This is a genomic window from Acinetobacter sp. 251-1 (assembly GCF_030329305.1).
Lineage (GTDB): Bacteria > Pseudomonadota > Gammaproteobacteria > Pseudomonadales > Moraxellaceae > Acinetobacter > Acinetobacter piscicola_A.
Genome location: NZ_JACANS010000031.1, coordinates 1 through 18,480, shown reverse-complemented (window position 1 = coordinate 18,480; position 18,480 = coordinate 1). Strand labels below are relative to the sequence as shown.

Annotated in this window: 14 protein-coding genes and 1 pseudogene; 11 read left to right on the top strand and 4 right to left on the bottom strand. The window is 37.8% G+C overall.

Translation table 11 applies throughout. The features are described from left to right. Positions 1-57: 57 nt before the first annotated feature. Complete coding sequence (gene prpC, locus HX129_RS16985; RefSeq protein WP_174492507.1) at positions 58-1,194, top strand: bifunctional 2-methylcitrate synthase/citrate synthase; 1,137 nt, start codon at positions 58-60, stop codon at positions 1,192-1,194. Between the two features lie 136 nt (positions 1,195-1,330). Here the strand turns inward: prpC and HX129_RS16980 are convergent, their stop codons facing one another. Next, positions 1,331-2,254 (bottom strand): AraC family transcriptional regulator, encoded by a 924-nt coding sequence (locus tag HX129_RS16980; RefSeq protein WP_286435268.1) that lies wholly within the window; start codon positions 2,252-2,254, stop codon positions 1,331-1,333. Positions 2,255-2,438: 184 nt separating this feature from the next. On the opposite strand from HX129_RS16980, the gene HX129_RS16975 reads away from it, so the two are divergent. Both HX129_RS16975 and HX129_RS16970 read left to right on the top strand, forming a co-directional pair. Further along, entirely contained in the window at positions 2,439-3,656 is a 1,218-nt protein-coding gene (locus HX129_RS16975; RefSeq protein WP_130075432.1) for an alkane 1-monooxygenase, read from the top strand. 211 nt (positions 3,657-3,867) lie between these two features. Next, positions 3,868-4,809: a hypothetical protein gene (locus HX129_RS16970; protein ID WP_286435266.1), complete on the top strand. Its 942-nt coding sequence runs from the start codon at positions 3,868-3,870 to the stop codon at positions 4,807-4,809. Positions 4,810-4,859: 50 nt separating this feature from the next. Here the strand turns inward: HX129_RS16970 and HX129_RS16965 are convergent, their stop codons facing one another. Further along, the gene (locus tag HX129_RS16965; RefSeq protein WP_286435265.1) at positions 4,860-6,389 is read right to left on the bottom strand and encodes an acetyl-CoA C-acetyltransferase; all 1,530 of its coding nucleotides are present in this window, start codon (positions 6,387-6,389) and stop codon (positions 4,860-4,862) included. A 242-nt stretch (positions 6,390-6,631) separates the two neighbouring features. Between HX129_RS16965 and HX129_RS16960 the strand changes: the two genes are divergently transcribed. From HX129_RS16960 to dnaX, 4 genes are all read left to right on the top strand, one after another. After that, positions 6,632-8,023: a 3-oxoacyl-ACP reductase gene (locus HX129_RS16960; RefSeq protein WP_130075437.1), complete on the top strand. Its 1,392-nt coding sequence runs from the start codon at positions 6,632-6,634 to the stop codon at positions 8,021-8,023. A 165-nt stretch (positions 8,024-8,188) separates the two neighbouring features. Then, positions 8,189-9,043: a MaoC family dehydratase gene (locus HX129_RS16955; RefSeq protein ID WP_286435263.1), complete on the top strand. Its 855-nt coding sequence runs from the start codon at positions 8,189-8,191 to the stop codon at positions 9,041-9,043. A gap of 76 nt (positions 9,044-9,119) precedes the next feature. Continuing rightward, on the top strand, positions 9,120-10,382 hold the full coding sequence (locus HX129_RS16950) for a serine hydrolase domain-containing protein (protein ID WP_286436360.1): 1,263 nt from the start codon (positions 9,120-9,122) through the stop codon (positions 10,380-10,382). A 130-nt stretch (positions 10,383-10,512) separates the two neighbouring features. Beyond that, the gene (gene dnaX, locus HX129_RS16945; RefSeq protein ID WP_286435259.1) at positions 10,513-12,678 is read left to right on the top strand and encodes a DNA polymerase III subunit gamma/tau; all 2,166 of its coding nucleotides are present in this window, start codon (positions 10,513-10,515) and stop codon (positions 12,676-12,678) included. A 1-nt stretch (position 12,679) separates the two neighbouring features. On the opposite strand, the pseudogene HX129_RS16940 reads toward dnaX, so the two are convergent. Both HX129_RS16940 and HX129_RS16935 read right to left on the bottom strand, forming a co-directional pair. Further along, positions 12,680-13,113, bottom strand: a pseudogene (locus tag HX129_RS16940) (acyl-CoA thioesterase). A 55-nt stretch (positions 13,114-13,168) separates the two neighbouring features. Beyond that, positions 13,169-14,326, bottom strand: coding sequence for an iron-containing alcohol dehydrogenase (locus tag HX129_RS16935; protein WP_286435258.1), 1,158 nt, complete (start codon positions 14,324-14,326; stop codon positions 13,169-13,171). A 120-nt stretch (positions 14,327-14,446) separates the two neighbouring features. On the opposite strand from HX129_RS16935, the gene HX129_RS16930 reads away from it, so the two are divergent. Genes HX129_RS16930 through HX129_RS16915 form a run of 4 tightly spaced genes read left to right on the top strand, consistent with a single transcriptional unit; the run spans position 14,447 to position 18,159 of the window. Next, positions 14,447-14,950: a low molecular weight protein-tyrosine-phosphatase gene (locus HX129_RS16930; protein WP_130075448.1), complete on the top strand. Its 504-nt coding sequence runs from the start codon at positions 14,447-14,449 to the stop codon at positions 14,948-14,950. 14 nt (positions 14,951-14,964) lie between these two features. Then, positions 14,965-16,002: a UDP-N-acetylmuramate dehydrogenase gene (murB, locus tag HX129_RS16925; RefSeq protein WP_286435257.1), complete on the top strand. Its 1,038-nt coding sequence runs from the start codon at positions 14,965-14,967 to the stop codon at positions 16,000-16,002. A gap of 4 nt (positions 16,003-16,006) precedes the next feature. Further along, a complete protein-coding gene (locus HX129_RS16920) occupies positions 16,007-17,131 on the top strand; it encodes a YdcF family protein (protein WP_286435256.1) in 1,125 nt (374 codons plus the stop codon). After that, positions 17,131-18,159, top strand: a complete 1,029-nt coding sequence (locus tag HX129_RS16915; RefSeq protein ID WP_174492516.1) for an alpha/beta hydrolase — start codon at positions 17,131-17,133, stop codon at positions 18,157-18,159. The genes HX129_RS16920 and HX129_RS16915 overlap by 1 nt, the downstream gene beginning before the upstream one ends. Positions 18,160-18,480: the final 321 nt, after the last annotated feature.

Sequence of the window (18,480 nt, the reverse complement as noted above, 5' to 3'; positions counted from 1 at the left end):
TGATTATCATACATTTGAAAATACATTAGACAAACTATTCACAGAAGGAAAATAAAAATGGCTGAAGGAAAAGTACTTACAGGCGCAGGCTTACGTGGTCAAGTTGCAGGTAAAACAGCATTATCTACAGTAGGTAAGAGCGGCGCAGGCTTAACTTACCGTGGTTATGACGTTCAAGACTTGGCAGAAAACTGTCAGTTTGAAGAAGTCGCGTACCTGATTTTCTTTGGTGAATTACCAACAACAGAACAGTTGACTGCATATAAAGCAAAATTGAAATCACTTCGCCAATTACCACAAGCATTGAAAGAAGTTTTAGAACGTATTCCTGCTGACTCACATCCAATGGATGTGATGCGCACAGGTGTTTCAATGCTGGGTAACCTTGAGACTGAAAAATCATTTGATGAACAACAAGATGTTGCAGACCGTATTCTTGCAACTTTGCCTGCAATCATTTGCTACTGGTACCGTTTTAGCCATGATGGCGTACGTGTTGAAGAAAACACCGATGATGATTCAATCGGTGCTCAATTCCTGCATTTACTACGTGGTGAAAAACCAAATGAATTGCATGAACAAGTGATGAATGTCTCGTTAATTCTTTATGCAGAGCATGAGTTTAACGCATCTACATTCACAGCACGTGTATGTGCTTCGACGCTTTCAGATATGCATTCTTGTATCACAGGTGCAATTGGTTCACTCCGTGGTCCACTCCATGGTGGTGCAAACGAAGCTGCGATGGAAATGATCGAAAACTGGACGTCACCTGAAGAAGCTGAACGTGAAATGTTGGGCAAACTTGAGCGTAAAGAAAAGATCATGGGCTTTGGTCATGCGATTTATAAAGACAATGATCCACGTAACGGCATCATCAAAATCTGGTCTGAGCGTTTAGCGAAAGATGTCGGTGACACTGTACTTTATCCAGTATCAGTACGTTGCGAAGAAGTGATGTGGCGTGAGAAGAAATTATTCTGTAACGCAGACTTCTTCCATGCATCTGCTTATCATTTCATGGGAATTGCAACCAAACTGTTCACACCAATCTTTGTGATGAGCCGTGTAACAGGTTGGGCGGCACACGTCATGGAGCAGCGTGCTGACAACCGTATTATTCGTCCAAGTGCGGACTACACAGGTCCTGAACTGCGTAAAGTTGTGCCAATTGCTGAGCGTTCTGCTGCGTAATTTGTATAAAGTTTAGGGTTTGAATAGTTAAAATAGAGCCTCAAAATGAGGCTCTATTTTTATATTAATGGAGAGAAAAATACTGGTTTTTATTATTATAAATAATCTCAGTATTTTTTAGCCATTCGTAGTAATTTTAATTGATTTGATTGCGATATTGACTTGGACTGATTTCAAATTGTTTTTTAAAGGCTTGGCTAAATGCAGTTTCTGACGAATAGCCGACTTGATGAGCAATTTGCTGTATGCTAAGTTGCCCTTGTTTTAACAGTTGACTTGCAAGACGCAAACGATGTTGTTGTAAATAAGCAAGTGGTGTTTCACCGACGACTTGATTGAATAAATTGGCAAATTTTGAACGTGACATACAACATTGTTCCGCTAAGCTTTCAACCGTCCATGCAATATGGGGTTGACTGTGAATGACAGCTAAGGCATTCGATAGTTCAGGATGAATTAAGGCATTTAACCAATTATTTTGATCTTGTAGCTGCTCAATATAGTCACGTACACATTCAATCATCATAATACTCACCAGATGATCTAAAATTTTATTTTTACCTGCCAAAGTCCGTTGTGTATCTGAAGCCACAAAATATAAACCGATACGTAACCATTCAGGTGCTGAATCACTTAAAGCATTTTTAATATGTAAATAAGGGGGAAGCGCATTGACGAGCGGGCGTGCCATGATGGCATTGAGATGGCATCTCACCGTAAGAATTAAAGTTTTTTCATTGCTACCTTGTCCAAATTCAATCGCATCTTGCCTTAAGCCACAAAATAAAGGTGCAATATCTAAAGATTCTAAGAGCTTATGTTCAATTTGATTAGATACTGAATGTGCTAGGCCTGCGGGGATTAGAATCATATCTCCAGTGTTTAAATCAATCGTTAAGTTTTTAGAAAACTGTAGATGTGCTGTACCATATAAAACAATATGTGTAATGACAGCATCTTGTGCGCAACTATGGAATGCCCAATCTCCTTGTGCTTGTAGATACAGGTATTCCGAATGGTTGAGATGAATATCATCAAAAATTTTACTGAGCGCATCCATAAACAAATAATAATTTAAATTTCAAGAATAAAATATGAGGTGGATATTAAAACATGTGCTTGAAGGACAATCTCTAGCTTAAATAAGCCAAGGACTTTTTCATAGCTTTTTTGGACGCTGACAACTGTTTTGTCTCGCCTAATTGCATAAATATAGCGATAAGAAATATAAGGAAGAATTTACGATGAATGCACCTATTTCATTGAGTGAACAGCAGTTACAGGAAATATCGACTAAATCTGTTTTACAACTCGACAAAAAACGCTATTTATGGGCAATTAGTCCTGCATTGCCCATTATTGGTATTGGAATTTTAGCAGGCTATCAATTTGCACCAAAGCCATTTAAAAAAGTTTTTGCTTTGGGTGGCCCCATTGTTTTGCATATCATCATTCCAACAATTGATACCATTGTTGGACAAGACAATAATAATCCTTCAACTGAAGATATTAAATTACTTGAACAAGATCCTTATTATTCACGACTCGTGAAAACGTTTATTCCTCTGCAATATGTTGCCAATATTTATGCATGTTATTTAACGAGTCGTAAAACAACTTCTTTTGTTGATAAAATTTTATTGGGTATTTCAATGGGTGCAATTAATGGTATTGCAGTGAATACCGCGCATGAATTGAGCCATAAATCGAATCGTATTGACCATATTCTGTCACATTTGGCGCTTGTACCTACAGGTTATAATCATTTCCGTGTTGAACACCCGTATGGTCATCACAAACGCGCTGCAACACCTGAAGACCCAGCATCATCCAAAATGGGCGAAACTTTTTATGAGTTTTTACCTCGTACAGTCGTTGGTTCGTTTAAATCAGCGATTGAAATTGAAAAAAATCGTTTAAAACGTAAAGGCTTAGAGTTTTGGTCTAAAGAGAATGAACTTTTACAAGGTTGGGCGATGAGTGCAGGTTTTCACGCTTCAATGCTGAAATTATTTGGAACATCAACGCTTCCTTATTTATTGACGCAATCGGCGTATGGTATTAGCTTATTTGAAATTATTAATTATATTGAACACTATGGTTTACTGCGTCAGAAAGATGAAAATGGTAAATATGAACGTACCATGCCTGAACATAGTTGGAATAATAACAACATCGTGACCAATCTATTTTTATATCAATTACAACGTCATTCAGATCATCACGCATATCCAACACGTCCATTCCAAGCTTTGCGTCATTTTGACGAAGCACCTGAGTTGCCAAGTGGTTATGCAAGTATGTTATTGCCTGCATTGATTCCGTCTTTATGGTTTAAAATTATGGATCAGCGTGTATTTGATCACTATAATGGTGATTTAAATAAAGCCAATATTTATCCGAAACGTCGTGCGAAGTTATTTAAAAAGTTTGGCGTGATTGATAAATTATTGAATCAATAGTGCTGTATTTTTGAATATTAAAGAGACCTATATTGTAGGTCTCTTTTTTATTGGGTGGATGATTGTTTTTAATTAAAATAACAATTTTGTTAAGACTGATGATATAATGAATGACTATTTTAGAATATAAAATTCATATAAAGCTCTGAAAATATTAAAAGAAAATAGAGTATTTAACTCATGCGTTAATTTAAAAAATTATGGGGATAAAATGAATAAAGCACTTTTAATCATCATTGGGATTGGTATAAGCATTATCGCTGTGAGATGTGCGAGTACCTATCATCATTCTGGAAGATTACCTGAGGGCTGTATTTCCCCGATTAAGCATGATCCTGATTTTAAAATCCCCATGGGACCTTATGGTTTGCCCTATCGTGTGGGAAATTTAGGGGGTAAACCCGTGATGTTGGGAGAAGAGTTCGATATGGCTGAATATTGTGATGACCCGACCATTACAGGTGAAAAAGGTTGGAAACCCTATGAACGTCAAAAACATAATTTTGACTCTGGATTAACCAGTTTTTACTGGGATTTTAAATATACCACAGGTCTGATCTTGGTGACTTATAGAGAAGCGCCTCGGCAAAGTGAACAAGAATATGAAGCTGAAAAGGACAGAAACGATAATCAATGGGTAACAACTGCAGTACTTGCAGGTGATCGTTATTATGACCGTGATGTCCATACGACCTTTTTAAGATCGACCCTTGATACAGATAGTCTAAGTTTGGAACGTTTAAAAGACTTTCATTATAGCGGTACGGTTGTTCCTACTTCAAAACAAGTCTTTGGTTTAGATGAATATGTTGCTCACCCTGAATGGGTCAAGCATTGGAAATATCAAGATACTTATGATATTTATACAGAAAAAAATAGCCAAGGCAGGGTAATGACTATGATTAGGTGTAAAAACGCACCACCAAATACCACATGGCGTCCTAGATGTGAAATGGAATGGTCGCTTGAACCTTATATGAATAAAGTTGCTTTGCGTGCTCGCTTTTTTCGAGTGCATTTAAAAGACTGGCAAATCATTCAACAACAATCGGAAAAAATTCTAAAAAGCACAGTGGTCGATCCTAGAAGCTTTAAATTTATCCATCCATATCATCAGCAAATGGTCAAAGAAAAAAAATCCCCACAAGATTGATCTTATGGGGATTTGGGTTTTATTTCAGAATTTATTTCAAAAGTAGAAGATTATTTCTCTACAATCGCTGTTACACCTTGACCGCCCGCAGCACAGATCGACACTAAAATCTTACCTGAACCTTTTTGGTTTAAGATTTTTGCAGCAGTTGCCAAAATACGACCACCTGTTGCAGCAAATGGGTGACCCGCAGCAAGTGAAGAACCATGGATATTGAGTTTCGCCATATCAATTGAACCTAAAGGTGCGTCTAAACCTAAACGTTCTTTACAGAATTTTGGATCTTCCCAAGCTTTTAATGTAGATAACACTTGTGATGCAAATGCTTCATGGATTTCATAATAATCAAAATCTTGAAGTTTCATATTTGCACGTTCAAGCATACGAGGAACTGCATAAGCAGGCGCCATGAGTAAGCCTTCTTTTTTACCCACAAAGTCAACGGCTGCAGTTTCTGAGAATGATAAGTAAGCAAGTACTTCATGACCATTGGCTTTTGCCCATTCTTCAGATGCGAGTAACACCACAGAAGCACCATCTGTTAATGGTGTAGAGTTACCTGCAGTCATCGTTGCATTTTCGCCTTTACCAAAAGCAGGCTTTAATTTTGCAAGTTTTTCTACAGAAGAGTCAGGACGTAAGTTGTTGTCACGCTCAAGACCCATAAATGGTGTGATTAAGTCATCAAAGAAACCATCTTCGTAAGCTTTTGCCATTTTTTGATGTGAAGATGCAGCAAGCTGATCTTGTGCTTCACGAGAAATACCCCATTCAAGCGCAGTAATCGCTTGATGGTCACCCATAGATAAACCTGTACGTGGCTCACCATTTTTAGGTGCATCTAATAAATCTTTTATGTTGATTTTTGTTAATGCTTTTAGACGATCTTTACCCGTTTTTGCAATATTCAACTCTAGTAAAGCTTTACGTAAACCATCACCAAATGCAATTGGTGCATCAGAAGTTGTATCTACACCACCTGCAATACCGACTTCAATTTGACCTAAAGCAATTTTATTGGCAACGGCAAAAGCAGCTTGTAAACCTGTGCCACACGCTTGTTGTAAATCATAAGCTGGTGTTTCTGGTGCAAGTTGAGTGTTTAATACACATTCACGTGTCATGTTAAAGTCACGGCTGTGTTTAAGCACTGCACCCGCAACAACTTCACCTAAACGTTGATCTTGTAATTTATAACGCTCAACTAAACCATTGAGTGCAGCAGTTAACATGTCAATGTTGGTTGCTTTAAAATAAGCGCCATTTGAACGTGCAAATGGAATACGGTTGCCACCAAGAATTGCAACACGGCGAATAGTATTTTGACTCATGATTTTTCCCTGTGAAACAGAAGTTTGAGAAGTCGATGGAGATGTTGCTGGATCAGCTTTTTGTGTTGTAGAAGCAGTGCTTTTACGTGTAGTAGTACTTGTTGTACGGCGTGGTTTACTGTTGCTATTTGTTGTACGAGCAGCAGTGCCAGTGCTTTTAGTTGAACGAGTACGTGGCTTTGATGTATTTGACACTTCTTCCGCAGTAGAATTTTGAACTGTTGGATTTTCTTGAGTTGTTTTGCTCATAAGGCTTTTCCAAGCATGTGGCTAATCTTCTTGATGTTAACATTACCATAATTGAAGAAGTGCGGAATTGACTAAAATGACATTTGCCAAAGCATTCAGGTCAAGACATGAAGTCTTTAACTCAAGTATTATTTAACTGAAACATAATAAGTCTATTAAAATATAAGTATCTGACATTAAACTTGAAGTTAATGGATACCTGCAGACTTATTAAAAAATTTATTTACTGAGAGATTATTACCATGACTGATCAATACCAAGCATTTTCTAAATCCCCAATTGGTAAATTTGTCATCAAAAATTTAGGTTTACCATCACCTGTTTCTTTAGATCGTTTTGAATCAGCAACACCTGTTATCAAAGGTGCAGTGTTGTTAGGTGCTGCACCGAATAGCCTATTTTCAAGTGAAATTGCGCAAGTATTAAGTAATATTCATGCAAATAGTTATGTGGGTAATAATGTTGAGCTACAGCAAGAAGCGGCAAAAGTAGGTTTAACTGTTGGTGCATTTAACGAAGGTGATAAAGAGTCTAAATTTAAAGCTGTTGTTTTTGATGCTTCAGGTATTCAAAACTCAGAACAATTACACGAACTCCATAAATTCTTTAATCCAATCGCACGTCAAATTCAAAACTCAGGGCGTGTGATCGTGATCGGTCTAACACCAGAATCTGCACCTACAGTAAAACAAGCAATTGCTCAGCGCGCTTTGGAAGGTTTTGTAAAGGCAGTAGGTAAAGAATTTAAAAAAGGAATCGCTGCGGATTTAATTCTTGTCGATGCTGATGCGGCAAAAAATTTAGAATCTTCATTACGTTTCTTGATTTCACCACGTTCTGCTTATGTTTCTGGTCAAGTGATCCATGTTTCAAATGCAAAAGTTGTTGATGTTGATTGGGCAAAACCACTTGCAGGTAAAACAGCGTTGGTGACAGGTGCAAGCCGTGGGATTGGTGAAGCAATCGCCCATGTACTGTCACGTGATGGTGCGCATGTGATTTGTTTAGATGTCCCACAACAACAAGCAGATTTAGATCGTGTTGCAAGTGAAATTGGTGGATCAACATTAGCCATTGATATTACAGCAGCAGATGCAGGTGAAAAAATTAAAGCGGCTGCGGCTGCACAAGGTGGTTTAGATGTGATCGTGCATAATGCAGGGGTTACACGTGACAAAACTTTGGCAAATATGAAACCTGAAATGTGGGATCTTGTAATTAACATTAACTTGTCTGCGGCTGAGCGTATCAATGACTATTTATTGGCAAATGAAGGTCTAAATGCCAATGGTCGTATTGTATGTGTCTCTTCAATTTCAGGTATTGCAGGTAATTTAGGTCAAACGAACTATGCGGCGTCTAAAGCAGGTGTGATTGGTTTGGTGAAATTTACTGCACCTATTTTAAAAGATGGCATTACCATTAATGCGGTTGCCCCTGGTTTTATTGAAACCCAAATGACGGCTGCAATTCCATTTGCAATTCGTGAAGCAGGTCGTCGTATGAACTCGATGAGCCAAGGTGGTCAACCTGTTGATGTTGCTGAAACTATTGCACTCTTTGCTGCAACAGCTTCTACAGGTTTAAATGGCAATATTGTTCGTGTATGTGGTCAAAGCTTGTTAGGTGCTTAATAACACAGCCTCTAAATTTCCTTTCCTGATCTTTAAAGGAGAGGATTAGGCAGAGGTAGGGTTATTTATAAATTAAAAATGAGATAGTTTTGCCCCTTATCCCAGCCTTCTTTCTGAGTGAGAAGGGGTTTTAAATATCGAAATAAAACATTTCAAAGGTCTAGTATGAATACTCGCCATTTTAGTCAACTGCCAAAACCTTATGTTGCTTATGCAAAAGTTGTACAAGGTTTAATCATTAAAAAGCCGAAAGGTGAAAAAGTGCTACCACAAGTTGAATATGTGGTGGATTCTTTACAAGTCGACCAACAACATTTAAGAGCATATAACGAAGTTTGTGGCTTTAAAAATAATGGTTATATTCCAGCGATTTATTTGGCTGTATTGTCACAAAGTTTGCAAATGCATATGATGACAACAGAAGCATTTCCATTTGCAATTTTAGGTTTGGTACATATCCGTAACCAGATTAAACAGACACGTAAAATTGGTGTGAATGAAAAGATCACATTGTCATGTCAATTTGGTGAAGTACAACCGCATGATAAGGGTCTACAATTTGATTTTATTACCACTGCAAAAGTGGGTAATGAAGTGGTGATGGAAGGATTAACCACCTATTTATCACGCCAAAAAACCGATGGGGCTGCTGTAGAAAAAGCCAAAGAAAGTAAAGCGCCTAATTATCAAGTACAAGCGGTATGGGATGTTTCAGAAAATACAGGTCGCCGTTATGCAAAAACTTCGGGTGACTTTAACTTGATTCATATTCATGCTTTGACAGCGAAAGCCTTTGGTTTTAAACAGGCGATTGCACATGGCATGTGGAGTAAAGCACGTGCTTTGGCAAGCTTAACTTTACCAGAAACTTATGAAGCCGATGTGTACTTTAAACTACCAATGTTCTTACCTTCAAAGGTTGAGTTTTTGACAGCGACTCAAGGATCAGCAACTGATTTTCTTATTCGAAATGAAAAATCGCATAAACCACACGTTACAGGTGTAGTCAAAGCACAATAAAATCAAATAAGATAGCAAGCCTAAGTCGAGATGATTTAGGCTTTTTTTTGAGTGGAATAAAAATAAGGGTTTGAGTATGAGTGCAATTAAGGAAATTATATTTGCCGATAAGAAAAACTATCAAGGCGATGTTGATGAAAGATTTATAGATTTAGCAGAACAATTTAGTCGTTTACAAGATGGTCGTGCTCAATTTGGTGGCGCTGCATTAGTGGTGTATTTTCAAGGTCAAAAAGTTGTAGATATTTTTACGGGTAAAAAATCAGAAACGGAAAACTGGAACAATCAAACATTATCGGTTTGTTATTCAACAGGAAAAGGTGTCTTAGCCACATTAGCACATATTTTAGTGAGTGAAGGTTTCTTAGACTATGATACGCCAGTGGCGCAATATTGGTCTGAATTTGGTCAAAATGGTAAACAACAGATCACGTTACGTCATATTCTCAGTCACCAAAGTGGTTTGTTCGATATTCGTAATTTGATTGAACAAGCAAAAGAGATGGCCGATTGGCAACATATGTTAAAGGTGATGGAGCAAGCGACTCCGCGTTTTGCTGTAGGTGAAGATATTGCCTATCAAGCACTTACTTTTGGTTGGCTCGTGGGTGGTGTGTTGGAAAAAGCTACAGGACAACCTTTAAGATGGTTAATGCAAACGTATTTAGTCGATCCTTTAGCACTTGATGGCGCTTATTTTGGTGTGCCGAGTGGGGAATTGGCACGAGTTGCACGATTAATTCCACAAGTAAAAGCACACGTGGCAGAGCAAAGTAGCAAGCCTAAGCATCATAAGAAGAAACATAAAACATCATTTTCAGACAAACTGATTGAACTGAGTGGGCAAAATCCACAAGACTTTTTAGATGCAATGGTGCCCAAAGCTATGCGTGATTTTAGCTTTTTTAGTGATGAAGGCTTACAAGCCATTATTCCTGCTGCAAATGGCGTTTTTACTGCTCAAAGTCTAGCGAAAATCTATGCAATGTTAGCCAATCAAGGTGTTTGGAATGATCAAACCTTGATTAAACCTGAAATTTTTAAAGAATTAAGCAGGATTCAATCGATCAAACGTGATCGTGTTATGCCAATTCCAATGAAGTGGCGTTTGGGGTATCACCGTGTCATTACCATGGGGAAACGTGCGAAAAAAGGCTTCGGACATATGGGATATAATGGCTCGGGTGCTTGGTGTGACCCACAGCGAGGGCTCAGTTTTGCCTATACACATAATTTTCAAATTGCTTCAATCACAGGGGATTATCGCTTGTGGGGGCTGACTCAAGAAGCTTTGCGTTGTGCTGATGCTGAACTGAAAGGCAGTAAAGGGTGGTTTTAACATCCTTTGAGTTTATATTTTACGGATCATAAGATTGTTAGATATTTCAGCGATTACCATCTTCAAAGACATTCTTCATTCACTAATGAGCAAAAAAACAGTATCCTTAACGCTGTAATGAGGAGCTTTCATGTATCAGGTACTTGCACGTAAATATCGCCCGCGAAATTTTAATGAATTGGTTGGACAAAATCACGTTTCACGTGCATTAACCAGTGCATTGGATCGTGGTCGTTTACATCATGCTTACTTGTTTACGGGAACGCGAGGTGTGGGGAAAACCACTATCGCTCGTATTTTAGCCAAATGTCTAAACTGCGAAACGGGCGTAACGTCTACGCCGTGTGAAGTCTGTGCAACCTGTAAAGCAGTCAATGAAGGTCGTTTTATTGACCTAATTGAAATTGATGCGGCGTCACGTACCAAAGTTGAAGATACGCGTGAATTATTGGATAACGTTCCTTATGCACCGACACAAGGGCGTTTCAAGGTTTATCTGATCGATGAAGTGCATATGTTGTCTACGCATTCTTTTAATGCTTTATTGAAAACATTGGAAGAACCGCCTGCACATGTCAAATTTTTATTTGCCACAACCGATCCACAAAAACTTCCGATTACGGTGATTTCGCGTTGTTTGCAATTCACCTTGCGCCCTTTGGCTGTCGATGAGATTACTCATCATTTAACGGATATTTTAGCCAAAGAAAGTATTCAGTCTGAACAAGATGCCATTTGGCAAATTGCTGAATCGGCACAGGGTTCCTTACGTGATGCATTGTCTTTGACCGATCAAGCGATTGCCTATGGTCAAGGTGCGATTCATCATCAAGATGTCAAAGAAATGCTGGGGCTGATTGATCGAACCATTATCTATGATTTGATTCTGGCGATTCATCAAAATCAGCGTGAGCATGTCAGTCAGCTTTTATTGCAATTTAGACAGCAAGCTTTGGATGTCTCTTTGGTTTTAGATCAATTTATTTCAACATTACATGAATTGGCAATGTTGCAATATCTACCTGATTTAAGCTTGAAATATAGTGCTGAAATCAATAAAAAAATCATGACATTATCGCAATTGGTTTCTGCACAGGACATCCAGTTGTATTATCAGATTGCCTGTAAGGGACGTGCAGATCTGCAATTGGCAGTGACGCAGGAACAAGGCTTTGAAATGACGGTCTTGCGTTTATTGGCATTCCGTCCATTGCAAGCCAATGAAATTGTGGTTTCAGAGCCAAGAACTGTTCAGTCGTCTTTAGTTGTGGAACAAGCTATTGAATCTCATCCCATCATTGAGCAAAACCCTGAATTTGAAACAAAACCTGATATTCAAGAACAGCATAACGCTGAACAAAATCAGCTTGTTGAACATGTTGATGATCATCAAATTCAGACAGCGACTACACTTTCACATATTGAGCATTCACCTGAAAGTATTGCGCCTGTCGCTGAACAGCTTGAGCCTGTTGAACTAACATCGACAACTGAAATGCCAAATACGCAAGATTTAGCAGCTATTGCAGAATCTGCAAACATTGAGCAGGCTCAGGACTTAAGTATTGGCATTGAACCTGAAACATCGTTAGTACAACGCACTGAAAATATTGAAGTGGTCAATGAAACTCAAGGTTTACAGGATACAGATGAACTCGCTTTAACTTCATTTGGCACGGATTTTTCTGAAAATGTTGCAACAACAAATACTGCCGCAACTGAAGAAGTTTTCTTCCTTGCCTCAGAAATGGATGAAGCAAAACCTGTAGCACAGTTGCATGAGGTGGTTGAGGTTGGGACTGAATCCATCACCAAAAATCAGCCGCAGAATCCAGTTACCGCCGAAATCGAACCACATCAACATCATTCACAGCAAACGCCACAAGACATTTTACAGCTTGCGCCACAGCAACTCGAAGGTGAATGGGATGTCAATAAATGGGAATACTGGTTTAGAAACAGTGATTTGTCACCTGCAGTGCAGGAGTTGGCACAACATGGTTTGATGATTGGAATGATTAATGGTCATTCTACGTTTCAAATTTCCAAGCAATATGAAAATTTATTAAATCAAACTCAACATGCGCTAGAGTCATCACTTAAACAACAATGGTCGAGTACTGTGTTTAATGTGCAATATGGTGAGGTCGAAAGTACCACACCATTTCATATGCAAAATGAACGTAAGGCACGTGCCTATGATCGAGCAACAGAGATGTTACATGCTGAGCCTGTGATCAAAAGCTTATTGCAAGCTTTTGAGGGTGAGTTGCAAAATATTCAATTGAAAGTTTAGGTTATTGAATTAAATAATCCTGTAAAGCATCTCGCATTTCATGTGGAATCGGGGTGCTTTTTTTCGTTTCACGCTCAACGAACACATGTACAAAGTGACCTTGTGCTGAGGCTTCATTTTGCCCTTGTTTAAAAATGGCTAAATCATAAGTCAATGAAGAAGTACCTATTTTAGAGATTGCAACACCGACTTCAATGACTTCTGGATAGGTGAGTTCTTGTAAAAAGTCGCAAGCTGAATTGACAACTAAACCAATAATGGGGGACTGGTGAATATCAAAACCTGTTTTTTGAATCAAGAGAGCATTGGCTGCGGTATCAAAATAACTATATAAGTGACATTGTTGACATGCCCATAAATGTCATTATCAGCCCATCGGGTTTGAATAGGAAATAAAAAACAATATTGAGTGCGAGTTCTAACTTCTGGTTTCATCTTTTTCATCTGATTTAACTAATAATAATTTGGTACGTTACTAATAAATATTCACTTAATAAATTTCTTGGTAAATTTTTAAAGCGTGTGATTGAGTCATTTCTCTTGGATTATTTTGCAATAAGCGTGTTTGTAACATGGCATCTTCAGCTAACTGCTCTAACATATTTTCAGGAACATGGAGCTGATTGAGTTTTAAGGTTAAACCACTGCTGTCTAAATGACGTTGCATATGGTCAATAAATAAATCACATAAACCATCTGTACAACCTTTGCTATAAGGATCTAGATATTGCATTAACTCAGCATAGAGTTGCTTGGCATGTGGAGCATTAAATTTTAAAACTTCTAATAAAACTAAGGCATTGGTATGTCCATGGGATAAATGAAAATGTCCGCCGAGTGGATAAGCCAAAGCATGTACAGCACCTACAGGCGCATTGGCAAATGCCTGACCTGCAAGCATGGAACCCAATAACATATTTTGTCGCGCTTCTAAGTTTGAGCCATCTTTGAGCACCAGAGGTAAATTTTTATTTAACAGCTTCAAGGCTTGTTTAGCGAGCATATCTGCATAAAAATTCTTTTTAATTTTAGAGGTATAGGCTTCAATCGCATGTACCATGGCATCAATACCCGTTGCCGCAGTAATATGTGCAGGTAAACCGATTGTGAAATTGGCATCCAAAATTGCAATATCTGCATATAAAATAGGTGCCACAATACCTGTTTTGGTGGTTTCTCCAGTCGTTACAATGGAAATAGGTGTGACTTCGGAACCTGTACCCGCAGTTGTTGGCACTAAAATTAAGGGTAAGCGAGGCGCCTGTGCGTTATTTACACCATATAAGTCTTGAATACTTTGTTGTTGTTTTGGGTCTGCTAAAATCGCAATGACTTTTGCGACATCCATTGAGCTGCCACCCCCAAACCCGATGACGACATCCACCTGTTCACGCTTTGCATAACTGACCGCATCTAAAATAATATCTTCAGCAGGGTCGGCTTGTACCTTTGAATAAATCACATAATCTAAGCTTAATTGTTCAAGGATCTCTAAAATTGGACGATGCAAATGATGTTGAATCATCCCAGCATCCGTGACGAGTAAGAGTTTTTTATAATTTTTTATTTTTAAAATGTTGTGTAATTCTTGAATTGAGCCTAAACCTGAAATGATATTGGCAACAGTTTGAAATTGAAAATGACGCATATGTATTATCCTTAATCTATCATCATAAAATAAACATTATTGTTTTGTCGTACTATGGGATTCATTCGTTAAATAACTTAACATAAGCCCTGAAAAAATAAATGATCAATTGAGGTTGTTATGTCATCCAAAACGCCATACAAGGTGTTATGTGTGTGTTTAGGAAATATTTGCCGTTCTCCAACTGCTGAGGTTGTGTTGCGACATTATTGTGATGAGCATCAACTCAATATTCAAGTTGATTCAGCAGGAACAAGTAATTATCACCCCAATAAAGCACCTGATGAACGTAGCCAAAAACATGCGAAAGCACGCGGATATGATTTATCCGCATTACGCGCACGTCAGTTACAACAAAATGATTTTTATGAATTTGATTTGATTTTAGCAATGGATTTAGAAAACTTAAAAAATATCTTAAATTTAAAACATGAAGCTGAGCAAAATCTTCAAGGACATCAAGTTCGTGCTGCAGTTGCACTTATGAGCGAACATGATCCGAACTACCTTCAACAAGCATTACCCGATCCTTATTATGGGGGTGCAGAGGGTTTTGAGCGCGTGCTTGATCAGTGTGAATCAAGTAGCCAAGCATGGGTCGAACATTTTAAACGTCAAGCGTAACACTAAGGTTTTGTATGAATATTCAAAAAAACGTTTCTCTAAAAGAATTTAATACATTACGTTTAGATGCAGTAGCGTCACATTATGTGAAAGTTCAATCCAAACAAGTATTGACTGAAGCGCTTGCTTATGCAAAAACACAACATTTAAATGTATTGATTTTATCGGGTGGTAGCAACATGTTACTGCCACAAAATATTCATGCACTTGTCATGCATATGGAGATTCAAGGCATTGAGTTTTTATCCGAAGATGATCATACACAGACTTTAAAAGTCGGTGCGGGACAGGTGTGGCATGATTTTGTATTGTGGACGACCACGCAAAAGTTATATGGTTTACAAAACCTTGCCTTAATTCCAGGGCTTGTAGGTGCGGCACCTGTACAAAATATTGGTGCTTATGGGGTTGAGGCAGGTGAGTTTATTGAATCTGTTGAGGTCTATGATCGTCAGCAGCAACAGTTTAAATTGATCGATGCTGAGGATTGCGATTTTTCTTACCGTCATAGTATTTTTAAGGATGAGCCAAACCGTTATGTCATTGTAGGCGTCATTTTTAAACTGTTAAAACAAGCAGATTTAAAAATCAATTATGGCGATTTGAAAGCGGCAATGCAGGATGATCTTTCTGCGGAAAATTTACAAAAACAGGTGATTCATATTCGTCAAAGTAAATTGCCCGATCCTCAAGAATTTCCAAATGTAGGTAGTTTTTTTAAAAATCCGATTATTTCAAAAGATCAATTATCGCAATTAATTGTAGAATTCCCTAATATTCCACATTATCCTCAAGCAAATGAACAGGTTAAAATTGCGGCGGGTTGGTTAATTGATCAAACAGGTTGGAAAGGTAAAAAACTGAATCAAGTAGGAATGTTTGAGAAACAAGCACTTGTTTTGGTCAACTATGCTGATGCAACTTTGCAGGATATACAAGCGACATATCGTGCAGTACAGCAGGATGTTTACAATAAATTTAATGTGTTACTTGAGCCAGAACCTGTATTGTTTAATACATTAGGTTTAATTCAGTCTCATTTAGGTAAATAAAAAAATGAAAAAACAGCATTGGATGGTCAAAACAGTACGATGGATTGCAATCCTATTCGTCTTTTTGGCTGCTCTAATGGTTTTTTGGTATACGCCGTTCTATTCCAATATGATGGTGAAATTACTTAATACTTTTGTGCCTGTAGAGGTTAATCAGTTGGCAGCACAAAGCCAACAAAATGCTGCATTGTCTGAGTCGGAAAATTTAGAACCAGGTTCACAACTTTGGATAGCTCGACAAGCCTATTTAAAATTGATGGAACAGGAAATTAATAGTCAAGATGCACAAGGTCTAAGCACTTTGCAGCTTAGATATAAAGCCTTGCAAGAAAAAATTATCGAAAAACAAAAAGAAAAACAGGAAAATGAAGATAAACCCGTTATTCCTTTACTTATAGAACAAGCTGCTTCTGATGTGCAGCATGATGAAAGTACAACAGTGAAAGCTTTACTGGATTTAAACAATGAAAATAATAAAGTATTGATGGATCAATACTTAAAATTTTTGAAAACGCATCATGTCAAAGAAGAACATGTGAAAAGTGAATTGGCAAGTTCTGCCGTTCAAGCAGATATTGAAAGTTTACAAAATCAAAATACTGTTAAAAGCAAGGTGACCAATCAACCTTATGCCATCGTTGTTTTAGGTGGCGGATTAACGCTAGATAAAAATCAAAAAGATATTATCGTCAATGCCTATACCCGTTTAAGATTAGAAACGACTGTGGCTTTAGAAAAAAAAGTTAAATTACCGATTGTACTTAGTGGTGTAGAAGCACCTTATATGCAAGCGTGGCTTAAAGAACGTGGTGTAGATGCTAATCTACTTGAAAATAGAAGTATGAACACCTGTGAAAATACCCGCTTTAGCTCATTACTTTTACAAAAGAAAGGTGGTGCACCCACCGTATTATTGATTACTGATCGTTATCATATGCCAAGAACACGTCGATTATTTGCTTTAAATGGTATTGAAACCATTCCTATTGAAGCACCTATGCCAACGCCATTGACCGACTGGCAACCTAGCCAACAAAATTATAATCACAGCCGCCGTGCCAATTATGAAACATTAGCAACAATTCGAGATGTTTTATTTGGTTCAAGCGGTTGTCGTGAGGTGCCATAATGCCAGACATCCCATTTTTAAATCCAACCATTCTAAAACAGCTCGATTTACCTGTTCCAAATCGAGAGCAAACACCACAACTTTTAGAAGCATTAAATTTAAATAAACCTTATCAGCCTTCAAGAGAAATCCAAGCTTATCGCCGTTTATATGGTTTAGATCAATTACAAGGGCAGCATTGGCAAGGTTTTATTGAAATGCCATTATTTAAATTACATGTGCAGGTTTTTCAACCGAATGTTGAAAAAATAAAAGGCACAGTGTTTTTATTGCATGGTTATCTTGAACATAGTGGTATTTATCAGCCAATTATTCAAGAAATTTTAGAACAGGGCTTTAGCGTACTAACCTATGATTTACCTGGGCATGGTTTAAGTAATGGTTCACCTGCCAATATTGAAAATTTTGACCATTATCAACAGGTATTACAGGCGGTATATCAATACGTTAAAAATGCAGACCAACTTGCTAAACCGTGGGTCGGTATTGGGCAAAGTACAGGTGCAGCAATTTTAATGCATCATTTACTTGACTATGCACAGCGCCGTGAAAACCCAATTATTGAGCGTGTTTTATTATTATCACCGCTTATTCGCCCAGCAAAATCGGCATGGTGGCATAACTCAGTCGGGCTAGGCATTATTCGTAGAATTAAACGCGAAGTGCCTCGACACTTTAGACGTAACAACCACAATCCTGAATTTTTAAGATTTGTACGTTTAAAAGATCCCTTACAGCCACGTATGATGGGAATGGATTGGATCTTAGCGATGTCTAAATGGATGCAGGAAATGGAAAATCGTCCTGCGTGTCGTATTCCAGTTTGGCTTGCTCAAGGTGCGCAAGATCAAACAGTAGACTGGCGTTATAATATCGAATTTATTCGTCATAAATTTAGATTACAGACTTTGCTCATGTTAGAAGAAGGTTCACATCAACTTATTAATGAACGTGCAGATATTCGTGCAGCTTTAACAGGATTAATTCCTGCTTTCTTACACGCCAACTCTGTTGGTTCATATTACTAAACTTAATAAACCTAATTTTAGAAGAATAAAATCGTCTTTTAAGTCTAAAATGTAGTAAATTTACTCAAAATGACTAAAAAAAGATCACTTGATGCATAAAATTAAAAAACTTTAAAAAAAGGGGTTGTGTCATATCTGAAATGCTGTAGAATGCACATCCATCGGCGGTGATGAAGATTAAAACTTCTGATAAAACAATGACTTGGTTGAATTGACTGAGTTGGTTTTTAGAAAGAAGGATTAAAAATAATTTTCATTACATGTTGACTTTCTAGAGATAGAGAGTAATATAGCCGACCTAGCTTGATGCTGACGAAGCAT

What these genes read in the sequence shown, in the direction of transcription:
- prpC (WP_174492507.1), top strand. Translation starts at nt 58, where the DNA reads ATGGCTGAAGGAAAAGTACTTACAGGCGCAGGCTTACGTGGTCAAGTT.
- HX129_RS16980 (WP_286435268.1), bottom strand. Translation starts at nt 2,254, where the DNA reads ATGGATGCGCTCAGTAAAATTTTTGATGATATTCATCTCAACCATTCG.
- HX129_RS16975 (WP_130075432.1), top strand. Translation starts at nt 2,439, where the DNA reads ATGAATGCACCTATTTCATTGAGTGAACAGCAGTTACAGGAAATATCG.
- HX129_RS16970 (WP_286435266.1), top strand. Translation starts at nt 3,868, where the DNA reads ATGAATAAAGCACTTTTAATCATCATTGGGATTGGTATAAGCATTATC.
- HX129_RS16965 (WP_286435265.1), bottom strand. Translation starts at nt 6,389, where the DNA reads ATGAGCAAAACAACTCAAGAAAATCCAACAGTTCAAAATTCTACTGCG.
- HX129_RS16960 (WP_130075437.1), top strand. Translation starts at nt 6,632, where the DNA reads ATGACTGATCAATACCAAGCATTTTCTAAATCCCCAATTGGTAAATTT.
- HX129_RS16955 (WP_286435263.1), top strand. Translation starts at nt 8,189, where the DNA reads ATGAATACTCGCCATTTTAGTCAACTGCCAAAACCTTATGTTGCTTAT.
- HX129_RS16950 (WP_286436360.1), top strand. Translation starts at nt 9,120, where the DNA reads ATGAGTGCAATTAAGGAAATTATATTTGCCGATAAGAAAAACTATCAA.
- dnaX (WP_286435259.1), top strand. Translation starts at nt 10,513, where the DNA reads ATGTATCAGGTACTTGCACGTAAATATCGCCCGCGAAATTTTAATGAA.
- HX129_RS16935 (WP_286435258.1), bottom strand. Translation starts at nt 14,326, where the DNA reads ATGCGTCATTTTCAATTTCAAACTGTTGCCAATATCATTTCAGGTTTA.
- HX129_RS16930 (WP_130075448.1), top strand. Translation starts at nt 14,447, where the DNA reads ATGTCATCCAAAACGCCATACAAGGTGTTATGTGTGTGTTTAGGAAAT.
- murB (WP_286435257.1), top strand. Translation starts at nt 14,965, where the DNA reads ATGAATATTCAAAAAAACGTTTCTCTAAAAGAATTTAATACATTACGT.
- HX129_RS16920 (WP_286435256.1), top strand. Translation starts at nt 16,007, where the DNA reads ATGAAAAAACAGCATTGGATGGTCAAAACAGTACGATGGATTGCAATC.
- HX129_RS16915 (WP_174492516.1), top strand. Translation starts at nt 17,131, where the DNA reads ATGCCAGACATCCCATTTTTAAATCCAACCATTCTAAAACAGCTCGAT.